The organism is Comamonas aquatilis (genome assembly GCF_965139575.1).
Lineage (GTDB): Bacteria > Pseudomonadota > Gammaproteobacteria > Burkholderiales > Burkholderiaceae_C > Comamonas > Comamonas aquatilis.
Map to the genome: position 1 here is coordinate 1 of NZ_CBCSIW010000010.1, position 12,475 is coordinate 12,475.

The window sequence follows — 12,475 nt, forward strand, 5'->3', positions numbered from 1 at the left end:
ATATTCGTTGGTACAACGAAAAACGTATCAAAGTATCTCTGGGACGTTTAAGTCCTGTGGAATACCGGCACAAGCTTGGCCTAGCCGCATAAAACCAGTCCAAGTTTTTATCCGCACCTCCACCGGGGGCTAGTGGGTCACTTCTGGGTGGAAATCAACAGCAGTCTTTCAATGAAAGATTGCTTTTTTTACTGGCTGATTCGATTGCGCACTCTGTCTTGCCCCTCTTTGCCATCTTCCAAGGATAGGTCTCCGCGCCTGTCATGCCGGGTCGCGCTTTTGTATGGATTCGGCCGCACTGGATGACTGGATGCTGCGGAGCCGTCACTGTGGAACTGTTGCGTGAGAAAGTTGTGCTGACTTTGCAGCTGGTCTAACTCGTTTTCTGCGTCCAACGCTTTGCGCCACCGAAGGCATTGCTCTTGCGAGCAATGCCTTTTTTGCTTGCCTGTTTCGAGGCGCAAAAGTGCTCTGTTTAGAGTTCCTTGAAGTCTTCGCTTAAGCAACTTGTCAAGCTGGTGAATCCCCTTTTTATTTTCACTGATCAATTGCTTTGTAAAAATAAAAAACGCCGCTAAGCTGGCTTCATGCAAGAAAGCAAAGACATCGCAACACCGCAGCGAAGAGGCAGAGGCAGGCCGCCCAAGAGTGCTCAGCAGCGCAATGAGGGCAACCGTCGCAACGAGCTGATTCTGGCCGCCGGCCGGCAGTTCAGGCTCAAAGGCTTTCACGGCACCAGTACCCGTGATATCGCAGCTGCCGCCGGCATGCAGAGCAGTGCGATGTTCTATTTTTTCGAGAGCAAGGAAGCCATGCTGCACGAGGTGATGCGCAGCGGCATGGATCAGGCCATGCAAAGCCAGAGTGCGGCGCTGGCAGCGCTTGGCAGCCGCGCCAATGCACTGGGGCGTTTGCGTGCGCTGGTGCGCAACCATCTACAGGTGCTGGTGGGGCCGGATAGCGACTTCATTCCCGTCATGTTGTACGAATGGCGCGTGCTCACGGTGGCGCAGCGGCTGGATGTCTCGGCGCAGAAAGATCTGTACGAGGGGCAGTGGATGCCGGCGCTCAATGCCTTGCATAGAACCGGCCGTCTCAAAGCCCAGCCGGAGATCGCGCGACTCCTGATTTTCGGGGCACTCAACTGGACGGCGCAGTGGTACTCGCCTCAGGGCAGTTTGAGTCTGGATGCCTTGACAACCGAAGCCTTGGCTCTGTTTATGGGAGAACGGTGATGTACGGATCTATCTTTCAGGCGGCGCTGTTTGCGCAGCAGGTCGCGGTGGTGACGGGCGGCGGCTCCGGCATAGGCCGCTGCGTGGCGCATGAGCTGGCGTCCCTGGGGGCCCAGGTGGTGCTGGTCGGGCGCAGCGAGGCCAAGCTGCAGGCTGTGGCAGCCGAGATCGCCGAGGCCGGCGGCCGCGCCAGTTGCCATGCCTGCGACATCCGGGACGAAGCTGCCGTCAAGGCCATGGTGCAGGCCGTGATAGCCGAACACGGGCGCATCGATGCCTTGGTCAATAATGCCGGCGGCCAGTACCTGACGCCGCTGGCAGCCATCAGCGCCAAGGGTTGGCAGGCGGTGATAGACACCAATCTCACCGGCGGTTTTCTGGTGGCGCGTGAATGCTTTAACCAGTGCATGGCCGCGCAGGGCGGGGCGATTGTGAACATGGTGGCCGATATGTGGGGCTCTATGCCCAATATGGGGCATAGCGGCGCGGCGCGTGCCGGCATGGTCAGCTTTACCGAGACTGCGGCGCTGGAGTGGGCTGGCAGCGGCGTGCGGGTGAATGCGGTGGCACCAGGCTATATCGCCTCTAGCGGCATGGATCATTACCCGCCCGAGGCCGCGCCTTTGCTGCGCAAGATGCCGGCCACCGTACCTGCAGGGCGCTTCGGCAACGAGGCCGAGGTTTCCGCCGCCGTCGTGTTTCTGCTCAGCCCCGCCGCCAGCTTTATCAGCGGTAGCGTGCTGCGTGTAGACGGTGCCAGGCCTCAGATGCGCATGGGCATGGCGGCCGGTGGAGCTTCTGCCGAGGTGCAGCAGCGCCCGGCGGTACGGCCTTTCGCTGGTTTTCCTCTCTATCAGATGCCCAAGGTGTTCCAGTCATGAGCCAATACGCATCTCAATGGAATGCCGCCGGTGCGCAGGCTCAGGCGCGCTCCGAGGCCACGCTGGCGCGCATTGCGGCCATGCGGGAGCTGGAAGAGCGCGCAGCACAGGCCTCGTTCAAATCCAAGCCCCAGTTTGAAAAACGCGGCCAGTTGCTGCCGCGTGAGAGGGTGGGCTTGCTGCTCGATGCTGGCGCGCCCTGGCTGGCACTGTGCAGCTTGGCAGGCTATATGCAAGACAGCACGGACCCGGCCAGATCCGTGCCCGGCGGGGGAATGATTGCCGGCATCGGCTTTGTCAGCGGCGTGCGCTGCATGGTGGTGGCCAGCGATTCGGGCATTGAAGCCGGTGCGATTCAGGAAAAAGGCCTGGATAAAATCCTGCGGGTCCAGGAGATTGCCCTGCAAAACAAGCTGCCCTTCATCCACCTGGTGGAAAGCGCAGGTGCCAATCTCATGCGCTACCGGGTCGAAGGCTTTGTGCTGGGCGGCGGCCTGTTTCGCAATCTGGCAAGGCTGTCTGCTGCCGGCATACCGGTGATCACGGTGCAGCATGGTTCGGGCACGGCGGGCGGAGCTTATATGCCCGGGCTGTCGGATGTGGTCATCATGGTGCAGGGCCGCTCGCGGGCTTTTCTAGCCGGGCCGCCGCTGCTCAAGGCCGCCACCGGCGAGATTGCAAGCGAAGAGGAGCTGGGCGGTGCCCAGATGCACACCAGCATTTCGGGTCTGGGCGAGCATCTGGCCCAGGACGACCGCCAGGCCCTGGCCATGGCGCGCGACGTGGTGGATCGCTTGTCCCAATGGAAATGCCACGAGACGCATAGTCAGAAGGCACAATATGCTCATCAAGAGATAGCAAATCCACCACTGTTGAATGCCGAGGATTTGCTGGGCCTGATGCCCGCCCATCACCGCGAGCCGGTGGACATGCGCGAAATCATTGCACGCCTGGTCGATGGTTCGGAGCTGCTGGAGTTCAAGCCCGGCTACGGCGCGGCCACCGTCTGCGTGCAGGCGGACATTGGCGGCCATGCGATCGGCATCATCAGCAACAACGGCCCCATCGATGTGGCCGGAGCCAACAAGGCCACGCACTTCATTCAATGGATGTGTCAGCTGGGCCAGCCCATCATCTATCTGCAGAACACCACGGGCTTCATGGTGGGCAAGGACAGCGAGCAGGGCGGAATGATCAAGCACGGCAGCAAGATGATTCAGGCCGTGACGAATGCCAGCGTGCCGCAGATCACCATTCAATGCGGTGCCAGCTTTGGTGCCGGCAACTACGGCATGTGCGGCCGGGGCTATGCGCCGCGCTTTCTGTTCAGCTGGCCCGGCGCCAAGACGGCGGTGATGGGAGGCGAGCAGGCAGCCCGCACCATGCAGATCGTGAGCGAGGCCGCGCTGGCGCGCAAAGGCCTTGCGCCAGACCCCGAGCAATCGCAGCAGCAGTTTGAGCAGATCGTCGCCATGTTCGAGGCCCAGGCCGATGTCTTCTACACCAGCGGTCTGCTGCTGGACGACGGCGTGATCGATCCGCGCGATACCCGCGAAGTGCTGGCGTTTTGCCTGGACACCATGGCCCAGGCGGCGCAGCGCAGTCTGCGACCCATGCAGTTCGGCGTGGCGCGCATGTAGCCGGCCCGGATCGGGGCGCCGTGGCGCTCGCTCCCTGTGATTTCCAGATTCGAACCCCCTTTGCAATCGACGGAGACAGACCATGCAGTTCACCCACGAGCACGAGCAGGTGCGAAGCACGCTCAAGCGCTATATCGATGAGCAGATCAATCCGCATGTGGATGAATGGGAGGAGGAGGGAATCTTTCCCGCGCACCAGGTCTTCAAAGGTCTGGGCAATCTGGGCTTGCTGGGCCTGAACAAGCCCGAGGCCTATGGCGGCTCGGGTCTGGACTATTCCTACAGCCTGCTGATGGCCGAGACCCTAGGCCATATTCGCTGCGGTGGCGTGCCCATGGCCATTGGCGTGCAGACAGATATGTGCACGCCGGCCCTGGCGCGCTTCGGCAGCCCCGAGCTGTGCCGACAGTTTCTGAGCCCGGCGATTGCCGGCGACATGGTGGGCTGTATCGGTGTGAGCGAGCCGGGTGCGGGCAGCGATGTGGCCGGCATCAAGAGCGTGGCGCGCAAGGATGGCGACGACTACGTCATCAGCGGCCAGAAGATGTGGATCACCAACAGTCTCCAGGCCGACTGGATGTGCATGCTGGTCAACACCAGCGACGGCCCCATGCACAAGAACAAGACCCTGGTGATGGTGCCCATGCGCGACGGCCCCCATGGCAAGCTGACCCATGGCATAGAGGTTGCGCAAAAGCTGCGCAAGATCGGCATGAACTCCTCGGACACCGGGCTGATCTTCTTTGACGAGGTGCGCGTGCCCCAGCGCTACCGCGTGGGCGAGGAAGGCCATGGCTTCATCTACCAGATGCAACAGTTTCAGGAGGAGAGGCTGTGGGCAGCGGCCAGCGGCCTGATGGCTCTGGATGAGTGCATACGCGAGACCGTGCAATGGGCGCAGCAGCGCCAGATGTTTGGCGCGCGTCTGATCGATCAGCAATGGGTGCAGTTCAAACTGACCGAGTTGCAGACCGAGGTGGAGGCCTTGCGCGCGCTGACCTATCGCGCAGCCGATATCTATATGCAGGGCAAGGATGCGCTGCAACTGGCATCCATGGCCAAGCTCAAGACCGGGCGACTGACCCGCGAGGTGGCCGATACCTGTCTGCAGTTCTGGGGCGGCATGGGCTTTACCTGGGACAACCGCATCTCGCGTCTGTACCGTGACGGACGCCTGGCCTCGATCGGCGGCGGTGCGGACGAGGTGATGATGGGCATCATTGCCAAGACCATGGGCATGGTTCAGCGGCCTGCCGCCTGAAGGGGATGGACATGTCCGAGCTGCTCTTGATTGAACGCCAGCCCTTGGGCCATGGCTTTGCCGAATGCTGGCGGCTCAATGCCCCCGCCACGCGCAATGCCCTGAGCGATGAAATGGTGCAGGCCTTGCTGCAGGCCTGTGCGCGGGCCGAGGTCGACCAGGGCTTGCGCGCCATCGTGCTGACCGGCAGCGGCGGCCACTTTTGCGCAGGCGGCAGCCTGGGCAGTTTCTCCGGTGCCATAGGCAAGCCCTGCGAAAGCGGCGTGACAGACCCGCTGATTGCCGTCAACCGGGGCTTTGGCCGCTTGCTGCAGGCCCTGGCGGGCTTGCCGCAGCAACTGGTCGTCGCCGTGCAGGGGGCGGCCATGGGCGGCGGCGTGGGCCTGGTGTGCACGGCCGATGTGGTGCTGGCCTCGGCCGATGCATCATTTGCCACCCCCGAGGTGACGCTGGGCATTGTGCCGGCACAGATTGCGCCTTTTGTGCTGCGCCGCCTGGGCGAGGCCAGAGCCCGCGAATGGCTGCTGAGCGGTCAGCGCTGGACGGCGGATCAGGCTTTGGCCGCGGGTCTGGTCAACCAGGTGGTGGCCGGTGATTTCGAAGCGCAGATCCAGACCAGACTGGCGCTTTGCAGCGCGGCGGCTCCCGAGGCGGTGGCGGCAACCAAGGCCTTGCTGGCGGCCGTGCCGAGCCAAAGCCTGGACGCGGTCCTGGATCAAGGCGCTGAGGCTTTTGCCCAGGCCTTGCGCGGCACAGAGGCGGCTGCCGGTCTCCAGGCCTTTGCGAACAAGCGGCCTGCGCCCTGGGCGTCCGGCCAGGAGGTGAAAGCATGAAGCGCATCCTGATTGCCAACCGGGGCGAGATTGCCCGGCGCGTCATTGCCACGGCCCGGCGCATGGGTCTGGAAACCGTGGCCGTGTTTTCCGAGCCCGATGCCAAGGCCTTGCATGTGCAGGAGGCGACCCTGGCCTATGCACTGGGCGGCAAGACCTCGGCCGAAAGCTATCTGAACCTGGCCAGGCTGCTGGAGGCGGCACAGGCCACCGGTGCCGATGCGGTACACCCAGGCTATGGCTTTTTGAGCGAGGATGCCGGCTTTGCCCAGGCGGTGCAGGATGCGGGCCTGATCTGGATAGGCCCGCCGCCGGCAGCCATTCGCCAGCTGGGCAGCAAGGCGGCGGCCAAGGCTCTGGCGCAGGCCCACGATGTGCCCTGTCTGCCCGGCTATGCCGGCGAAGATCAAAGCGATGCGCGCTTTGCCAAAGAGGCGCAGGTCATAGGCTTTCCCGTCATGGTCAAGGCCGTGGCCGGGGGCGGAGGGCGCGGCATGCGCCTGGTGCCAAATGCGGACCAACTGGCGGCTGCAGCGGCCAGTGCGCGCTCTGAAGCGCTGGCCGGCTTTGGCAACGGTGACTTGCTGATAGAGCGCGCCGTCATGCATCCGCGCCATGTGGAGGTGCAGATCTTTGCCGATGCGCACGGCCAGGTCGTGCACCTGGGCGAGCGCGATTGCTCGGTACAGCGCCGCCACCAGAAAATCATAGAGGAAGCGCCCAGCCCGGCGGTGGATGCGGCCTTGCGCGAGCGCATGGGCGCCTGCGCCGTGACGCTGGCCCGGGCCGCAGGCTATGTGGGTGCGGGCACGGTGGAGTTTTTGCTTGAAGGCAATCACTTCTTTTTGATGGAGATGAACACCCGTTTGCAGGTGGAGCATCCGGTAACCGAGGCGCTCACCGGCCTGGATCTGGTGGAGTGGCAGATTCGAGTGGCCCGTGGCGAGCCCTTGCCGCTGGGCCAGTCCGAACTGCGCTTTCAAGGCCATGCCATGGAAGTGCGTCTATGCGCCGAAGACGAAATGTTCAGGCCGCATGCCGGTCAGGTCCAGCACCTGAAAGCGCCGGCTGCTACATGTTTTGAGGTGGGCGCACTGCGCTTTGACCATGCTTTGCAGCAGGGTAGCGAGGTCTCGCCTTTCTACGATGCCATGCTGGGCAAGCTCATCGTGCACGCCGCCACGCGGGCCGAAGCCATCGAGCAGCTGACCGGCGCACTGCTGAGACTTGAGCTGCTGGGTCTGCCTACCAACCGGGCGTTTCTGATCGAGTGCCTGCAGGATGAAACTTTCAAGGCTGGCAAGGCGCTGATCTCTTTTCTGGCGACAGACGCCGATCGCTTGCAAACCCGGCTTCATGAGAAGGAGGGCCGGGCACAGCAAAGCCTGTCCGTGCTTTGCAGTCTGGGTGATGCACCTAGCCGCCTGGCCTGCCCCTATCCCCAGCCCAGACGGCTGCGCCACCGTGGGCAGACGGCTGATCTGTACGTCAAGGCGCTGGGCCGCCAGCAATGGCAGGTGCAGTACGGCGATGGGCGCCAGGATCAGTTGCAGGCTCATCCGGTGGCGATAGGCGAGGACGCACATGGCTGGCAGGTGGCTTTGGGCGACTGCAGTCAGATGCTGACCGGGGTCTGCTTGGAGGGCCTGGAGGGGCAAAGCCGCTGGCATATGCAGGCCCATGGCGTTGACTGGTGGGTCGAGGATGTGAGCTATTTGCCGCCCGCTGCTGCCGGTGGCGCAAGTGTGGCGACCGAGCTGCGCGCGCCTTTCAACGGCAAGTTGCTCAAGCTGGCCGTGCAGCCCGGCCAGAGGCTGCAGGCGGGCGAGGCGGCGCTGGTCATCGAATCCATGAAGCTGGAGCACAGTCTGGCGGCCCCGGCAGCGGTGGTGGTGGCCGAGGTGCTGGTCAGCGAAGGCCAGCAAGTGATGCCCGGTCAGGTGCTGCTGCGGTTTGCGGCGGCCGAGCCAGCGGCAGAGTCAGCGGTACCACCAGCGGCACAGCAGGAGTAAGACATGGCGGCAGATATAGAAGAGCGCGAAGATCGTGAACTTTTGGCGGCCACCGTGCGCCGCTTTGCGCGCGAGCAGATCGCGCCCTATGTGACGCAATGGGACGATGCGGGCGAGTTCCCGCGCGAGCTGTACCGTCAGGCCGCAGCTCTGGGTTTGCTGGGCCTGGGCTATCCGCAGGCACTGGGCGGCACGCCTGCATCCAGCGGCCTGCGTGCCACCCTGTGGGTAGAGCTGTGCCGCCACGGCGGCAGCGGCGGCGTGCTGGCTAGTCTGCTTTCCCACAATATCGGCCTGCCGCCAGTGCTGGCTCTGGGCAGTGCGGCGCTGCAACAGCAAATCATTGCGCCGGTGCTGGCCGGGGAGCAGATTGCCGGCCTGGCCATTACCGAGCCCGGCGGCGGCTCGGATGTGGCGGCGCTGCGCACCAGGGCGCGGCGCGAAGGGAATGAGTATGTGATTGATGGCGAGAAAACCTTCATCACCTCGGGCATGCGGGCCGACTGGCTGACGGTGGCGGTGCGCACGGGCGATGCCGGCGCACCCGGCGGCGGCATCTCGCTGCTGGCCGTGCCGGGAAACAGCCGGGGGCTGTCGCGCTCCAGGTTGGAAAAAATGGGCTGGCAATGCTCGGACACGGCCCATCTGCATTTCGACGGGGTGCGCGTGCCGGCCAGCCATCTGCTGGGCGAGGAGGGCCAGGGCTTCAAGGCCATCATGCACAACTTCAACAGCGAGCGCTTCGGCATTGCCTGCGGGGCGCTGGGCTTTGCCATGGCCTGTTATGACGAGGCCCTGGCCTGGGCGCAGCAGCGCAAGGCCTTTGGCAGCACGCTCAACCAGCATCAGGTCATACGCCACAAGCTGGTGGACATGCAGCAGCGCATACGTTCCACAGCCGCCTGGGTGGAGGCCGTGGCCGCGCGCGCCGATGGCGGCGATACCGGCCATGACTGGGTGGGCGAGGTCTGCGTGCTGAAAAACCATGCCACGCAGGCCATGCAGTTTTGCGCCGATACGGCGGTGCAGATTCTGGGCGGCATGGGATTCATGCGCGGCACGGTGAGCGAGCGCATCTACCGCGAAGTCAAGGTGCTGACCATTGGCGGCGGCACCGACGAGATCATGAAGGAGCTGGCTGCGCGCCAGTGGCAGATTTAAGCGTCAAATCGGGCTGTAGCGCCTATCCACAATGCGCAAGCAGCTTCTAAAAAAGGAGCGAATCGTGTCTGAAAAAGCCATCATCACCTGCTCGGTCACCGGGGTTCTGACGGACCCGAACCAGCACCATGTCCCCGTCACTCCCGAGCAGCTGGCTGCCGAGGCGCGCCGCGCCTACGACGCCGGCGCTTCCGTGGTCCATGTGCATTTTCGCCAGCAGCAAGAGGGCAAAGGCCATCTGCCCAGCTGGGACCCCGTGGTGGCCAAGGCCTGCGTGGATGCCATGCGCGCCGCCTGTCCCGACATCATCATCAACCAGACCACGGGCGTGGTCGGCCCCAACTACCAGGGGCCGCTCGATTGCCTGCGCGCCACCCGGCCAGAGATGGCGGCCTGCAACGCGGGCTCGCTCAACTACCTGAAGGTGCGCAGCAACGGCAGTTGGGCCTGGCCGCCCATGCTGTTCGACAACCAGCCGGCCAAGGTGCAGGATTTTCTGGACGTGATGGCCGAGACCCAGACCTTGCCCGAGTTCGAGTGCTTTGACGTAGGCATTGTTCGCTGCGTCGGCATGTATGTGGAAACCGGCATGTACCAAGGCCTGCCCGAGTACAACTTCGTGATGGGCGTGGAGTCCGGCATGCCGGCCGATCCGGATCTGCTGCCCATCTTGCTCAAGCTCAAGATCAAGGATGCGCCCTGGCAGACCACGCTGATAGGGCGCAGCGAAATCTGGCCTGCGCATTTGCGCACCGCCGAGCTGGGCGGCCATTTGCGCAGCGGCCTGGAAGACACGTTCTATCTGCCCGATGGCAGCAAGGTGACGTCCAACGCTCCGCTGGTTGAGCAGCTGGCCCGCTATGCCCGCGATGTGGGCCGCGAGGTGGCAACACCGGCCGAAGCACGCCAGATGCTGGGCCTGGCTGCGCTATCCGAAGTCTGAACGACTTGCCAAGGAACTCAAGTCATGACATTCGACACAATGCCGCCCACCGTGGGCCATGCCCTGGCGCAGACCGCAGCCCGCCACGCGGGAGCGGCTTATATAGAGCATGGAAAGTCCTATAGCTGGCGTCAGGTGGAGACCACGGTGACTGTGCTGGCGCGCAGACTGCAGGCCCTGGGCATAGGGCGCGGCGACCGCATAGCCATCATCTTGCCCAATTGCATGGCATGGATTCATACCTATCTGGCCGCTGCCCAGCTGGGCGCGGTGGTGGTGGGGCTGAGCGTGCGCTACCGGGGCGAGGAGCTCGACTTCATGCTCGGCGACAGCCAGGTCAAGGCCGTGCTGGCTCCGCTGGAGTTTGCGGGCTTCGACTATGTGAAGTATCTCAACGCCGCCCGCGCGCGCTTTCCAAACCTGCAACTGCTGCTGTTCCTGGGCGAGGTGGGGGAAGGCCAAGGGCTGGATTTTCACTCCCTGCTGCAAGCCGGCGCGGGCGATGAGCAACTGCCGCTGCCGCATGCCGCCGAGCCCGACGACCTGCTGATGATCATCTACACCTCGGGCACCACGGGTCGGCCCAAGGCGGCGGGGTTGACGCACCGCAGCCAGTTGGCCTCGGCCGGGGCGCAAAAAGCCCATACGCAGGCCCATGCCGAGGACAGGGTGCAGCTGGCCATGCCTCTCAACCATGTGGGAGGCATCAGCTGCGGCGTGTTGACGCAGCTGCTGGCCGGCGGTTGCTGCGAGCTGGTGCCCATGTTCAGCGCCGATGCGGTGTTGGAGATGACGCGCCGCAACCCACCCACCATGCTGACCGGCGTGCCTACCATGCTCACGCTGCTGCTGATCAACCCCGGGCTGGCCCAGGCGGATTTCAGTCGTCTGCGCCTGGTCATCGTGGGAGGCTCGAACGTGGAGCCGGCCTTGCTAGAGCATCTGCAAGCGGCTTTTCCGCAGGCCAGCTTCATGAATCTCTACGGCTTGTCCGAGTCCTCGGGCGCGATTGCCATGACGCCCTGGCAGGCCGACCAGCAGGCCTTGCTGCAATCGATTGGCAAACCGCTGGCCGGCGCCGAGCTGATGGTGGCCGGGGCCGACGGCGCGTCGCTTCCCGCCGGTCAGGTGGGCGAGCTGTGGTTTCGCGGTGCCGGCGTCATTCCCGGCTATGTCGGCGCCCAGAGCGACGGCGGGGCTTTTGATGCCGAGGGCTGGCTGCATACCGGCGATCTGGGCTATCTGGATGCCCAGGGACTGATCTATCTGATGGGGCGGCAAAAAGACATGTTCATTCAGGGCGGCTTCAATGTGTACCCGGCCGAGGTGGAAGCGGTGATCGGCACCCACCCCGAGGTGCTGATGGCCGCCGGCATCGGCGTGCCCGACCCGGTGATGGGCGAGGTAGGCCGCTACTACGTGATGCAAAAGCAAGGCAGCACGCTGACCCCGGAGCGTTTACAGGATTTTTGCCGCGAATGCCTGGCCGATTACAAGGTGCCCAGGCAGATCGTGTTCCGCGACCAGCTGCCGCTGACACCGGCAGGAAAGATCCAGAAAGCCGTGCTGCGCTCGGAGCTGACCCTGGCCTGAGCCAGTTCCTCTTCACCCAGGAGTTTGAACATGAATGTGCAATTTGACTTCGCCGGTCGCCATGTGATGGTCTTTGGCGGCACCACGGGCATCAATTTGGGGATTGCCCAGGCCTTTGCGCGCCAGGGCGCGCGGGTGACGGTGGCCAGCCGCAAGCAGGCCAATGTGGATGCGGCGGTGGCCACGCTGGGTGCGCAAGCTCTGGGCGTGGTGGCCGATGTGCGCGATGACGGGGCCGTGGCCGCAGCGCTGCAGCAGGCGGTGGATCGCAATGGCCCAGTCGATGTGCTGGTTTCGGGCGCGGCCGGCAATTTTCTGGCCCCGGCCGATCAGATGTCTTCCAACGCGTTCCGGGTGGTGGTCGATATCGATCTGCTGGGCAGCTTTCATGTGGCGCGCCGTGCCTTGCCGCATCTGCACAAACCTGGTGCCAGCCTGATTTTCATCACCGCACCCCAGGGGGCGGTGGCCATGGCCTATCAGGCCCATGTGTGTGCGGCCAAGGCCGGGGTGGATCAGCTCACGCGGGTGCTGGCGCTGGAATGGGGTGCGCAGGGCGTGCGGGTCAACGCCATCTCGCCCGGGCCGATTGCCGGCACCGAAGGCATGAAGCGGCTGGCGCCCCAGGGCCCTGAGGGCGATGCCATGGTGAAGGCCATGGTGCCGCTAGGCCGCATGGGCACGCCCGAGGATATTGCCCAGCTGGCCATGTATCTGGGCAGTGATGCCGCCAGCTATGTCTCGGGCACGGTGATTGCCTGCGACGGCGGCGCGCAAGGCAATCTGGCGCCCATGATTCTGGCGGCCGCCCAGCATGCTGCAGCGACCGGCAGCCCGCCAGCAGGCTGAAAGGCCGAGACCTTCACGACAGGTGTGAATAAAAAACAGAAAACAGGTAGGCAAGGACTTCCGACCC

At 64.0% G+C, this 12,475-nt stretch carries 11 protein-coding genes; all 11 read left to right on the forward strand.

The annotated features are described in order from the left end of the window. On the forward strand, nt 1-92 hold a 92-nt coding region (locus tag ACNAZA_RS13100), incomplete at its 5' end, for an IS3 family transposase (protein WP_415797097.1). 495 nt (nt 93-587) lie between these two features. Next, entirely contained in the window at nt 588-1,235 is a 648-nt protein-coding gene (locus tag ACNAZA_RS13105; protein WP_415797006.1) for a TetR/AcrR family transcriptional regulator, read from the forward strand. Then, nucleotides 1,235-2,116: an SDR family oxidoreductase gene (locus tag ACNAZA_RS13110; protein WP_415797007.1), complete on the forward strand. Its 882-nt coding sequence runs from the start codon at nt 1,235-1,237 to the stop codon at nt 2,114-2,116. Before ACNAZA_RS13105 ends, ACNAZA_RS13110 begins: the two co-directional genes overlap by 1 nt. Then, entirely contained in the window at nt 2,113-3,756 is a 1,644-nt protein-coding gene (locus ACNAZA_RS13115) for an acyl-CoA carboxylase subunit beta (protein WP_415797008.1), read from the forward strand. Before ACNAZA_RS13110 ends, ACNAZA_RS13115 begins: the two co-directional genes overlap by 4 nt. Before the next feature lie 82 nt (nt 3,757-3,838). After that, on the forward strand, nt 3,839-5,017 hold the full coding sequence (locus ACNAZA_RS13120; protein WP_415797009.1) for an acyl-CoA dehydrogenase family protein: 1,179 nt from the start codon (nt 3,839-3,841) through the stop codon (nt 5,015-5,017). 11 nt (nt 5,018-5,028) lie between these two features. Next, nucleotides 5,029-5,850 (forward strand): enoyl-CoA hydratase/isomerase family protein, encoded by an 822-nt coding sequence (locus ACNAZA_RS13125; protein WP_415797010.1) that lies wholly within the window; start codon nt 5,029-5,031, stop codon nt 5,848-5,850. Beyond that, the gene (locus tag ACNAZA_RS13130) at nt 5,847-7,862 is read left to right on the forward strand and encodes an acetyl/propionyl/methylcrotonyl-CoA carboxylase subunit alpha (RefSeq protein WP_415797011.1); all 2,016 of its coding nucleotides are present in this window, start codon (nt 5,847-5,849) and stop codon (nt 7,860-7,862) included. The genes ACNAZA_RS13125 and ACNAZA_RS13130 overlap by 4 nt, the downstream gene beginning before the upstream one ends. 3 nt (nt 7,863-7,865) lie before the next feature. Further along, nucleotides 7,866-9,023, forward strand: coding sequence for an acyl-CoA dehydrogenase family protein (locus tag ACNAZA_RS13135; protein WP_240466977.1), 1,158 nt, complete (start codon nt 7,866-7,868; stop codon nt 9,021-9,023). A 64-nt stretch (nt 9,024-9,087) separates the two neighbouring features. Next, nucleotides 9,088-9,966 carry a beta-keto acid cleavage family enzyme gene (locus tag ACNAZA_RS13140; protein WP_415797012.1) on the forward strand — a complete coding sequence of 293 codons (879 nt, stop codon included), beginning with the start codon at nt 9,088-9,090 and terminating at the stop codon, nt 9,964-9,966. A gap of 24 nt (nt 9,967-9,990) precedes the next feature. Continuing rightward, on the forward strand, nt 9,991-11,559 hold the full coding sequence (locus tag ACNAZA_RS13145; protein WP_415797013.1) for a class I adenylate-forming enzyme family protein: 1,569 nt from the start codon (nt 9,991-9,993) through the stop codon (nt 11,557-11,559). Between the two features lie 30 nt (nt 11,560-11,589). Beyond that, nucleotides 11,590-12,408 (forward strand): SDR family oxidoreductase, encoded by an 819-nt coding sequence (locus tag ACNAZA_RS13150; protein ID WP_415797014.1) that lies wholly within the window; start codon nt 11,590-11,592, stop codon nt 12,406-12,408. Nucleotides 12,409-12,475 lie beyond the last annotated feature (67 nt).